We start from the raw sequence: 1,900 nt of genomic DNA on the forward strand, positions 1-1,900 counted from the left end.
CCGGCCGGGATGCCACCTAGCACTGGAACGCCGAGCCGGCCGAGCCTGTCGCGGAGGACATCGACGACGCCCCATCCTCCGAGCGTCTCGTCCTCGAGGTCCTGCTCGAAGTTGACGAAGCATCCGAGCACGATTCCGGCGACACCGTCGAGGTCGCCGGTGCGCATCAGTTGAGTCAGGGCTCGGTCGACCTCGCCGATGCCGGTGCCGCGTTGGTGCTCGAGCCGGGACGACCTCGATCGATCACATCGTCGGCTGCCCGTAGCCCAGCAGTACCATGGCGGCCCGGTTGTCGGGTCGTGACCAGAACAGTTCGTGCAGATCGGCAGGAAGCTCGTCGCGGTAGGTACCCGTATGCCCACGGCGGAAGAACCGGTCGTCATGACGGCGCAGCTCGTCCAGAGACGGGACCGAGGCCTCGGACCGCACCGTCAGGTCGGGCGCCAGCCGGGTGACGATCGACGGGACTGCGGCCCACGGGTCGCGGGTCAAATCCTCGTAACGCAACATGATGCGATGCGCGGCCGGCGGTTGCAGCCAGCTGAGGACGTTGTTACCCCAGCTGCCGGTACCGACGGGAGTGTCCCTCAGGATTCTCGCGCGCAGCTCGGCTTCGTAGCGGTCAGGATCGTCCTCGCTGTCTTGCCGCGCCCACGATACGAGGGCGTCACGGCCATCCCGGACCAGGCAAATGGCATGGTCGCGTTCGTCGACATCGGCATCACGCTGCCGATGGGTCTTGATGAAATGCGGCTCGTCGCCAGCGCGTAGGTCCGCCAGTTCTCCGGGGCGCTCGGTGAACCCGATCAGGTCCGTGCCGAGCCGGGCCGCGACGCCGTCGACGTCATAAACAGTCGAGGTCCGCACCCCGTACAGGCGGTGCATGATGATCCGCAGAAAGGTGTTGCCAGAGCGCGGAAACGACGCAACCCAGACGAGCATCCCTGCACTGTAGTCAAGCAACCCCGGGCTGACGTCGTTGTGGTTGCCGCCCGTCAGCAGTGCCGCGAGGGCACATCGCCCAGGCGGGTGAAGCAGCTGATCTGGCAGCCAGGCCGGCCGCGCGAGCGGGCATGCGAGATGGGGACGATCCTGCAGCCCATCGAGCCGAGCGGTGCTGATCGACGTGTCCGGTCGGCCCGACGCAGCGGACGGCGAGCCGGCTGCAAAAGCCGATGTTCGCACCGACGTCGATGAAGGCGTCTCCAGGCCGGCGCCGGGATTGCAGCCAGCCGGTGATGTGAGGTTGCCAGGCGCCGAGGAGGTAGCGGTAGCGCTGAATGATGTCGCTGGTGGTCACCGGAATCCGGCCCGTAGCGGGTGCGGGTGGCGGTGGTGATCGGGTGGTCGCGCAGGTGCCGGTCGAGCAGGCCGGCGGCAGCCGCGGCAAGGCGCCACACCGATGCGTACCGGACGAAGCGGCTCAAGAGTCGGGCGAGCATGATGCGTCTGCGGGAGTGTCGGGCCCGAACGGTGCTGGGCATGGCGTGATGTGGAGCCGTTCAGCGGCGATGGAAGGTGAGGCGTCCGGTGACGGTCTGGTTGTTAGTGGGGTTGACAGGTTCGGGGAAGACAACGTTCGCGCACCGGTTGGAGGCCCGTGGGGTTGTCCGGCTCAGCGTGGATGAACTGGTATTCGCCAAGCATGGCCGCTATGGGGTCGACTACCACGAATCGGAGTATCCCGAGAAGGAAGCCCCGGTCGTCGTGGCGGTCTACCGGCGGCTGGTGGAGCTGGTGGCTGCCGGCCTGGACGTAGTGCTGGACGCAGGCTTGTGGCGTCGTACGGACCGGGATGAGGTCAAGAAGCTGGTCGAGGCGGCGGGCGGCGCCTGGCGACTGATCTACTTCGACGTGGGCCGGGATGAGCTGTTGCGGCGGCTGGCGGAACGCAACCGGC

General features: G+C 67.3%; 2 protein-coding genes and 1 pseudogene. 1 reads left to right on the forward strand and 2 read right to left on the reverse strand.

What is annotated here, in order from left to right; all coding sequences use genetic code 11:
* Both DMB66_RS66430 and DMB66_RS58750 read right to left on the reverse strand, forming a co-directional pair.
* Positions 1-362 (reverse strand): annotated as a pseudogene (locus DMB66_RS66430) (hypothetical protein); the annotation flags it as partial.
* A complete protein-coding gene (locus DMB66_RS58750; protein ID WP_125812583.1) occupies positions 244-942 on the reverse strand; it encodes a sulfotransferase domain-containing protein in 699 nt (232 codons plus the stop codon). The pseudogene DMB66_RS66430 and the gene DMB66_RS58750, both read right to left, overlap by 119 nt.
* A gap of 588 nt (positions 943-1,530) precedes the next feature.
* On the opposite strand from DMB66_RS58750, the gene DMB66_RS58755 reads away from it, so the two are divergent.
* A partial coding sequence (locus DMB66_RS58755) for an ATP-binding protein (protein WP_148112936.1) occupies positions 1,531-1,900 on the forward strand: 370 nt, incomplete at its 3' end.

It is taken from the genome of Actinoplanes sp. ATCC 53533 (assembly GCF_003947245.1).

Coding starts and splice junctions, on each gene's coding strand:
- DMB66_RS58750 (WP_125812583.1), bottom strand. CDS start 942: ATGCTCGTCTGGGTTGCGTCGTTTCCGCGCTCTGGCAACACCTTTCTG.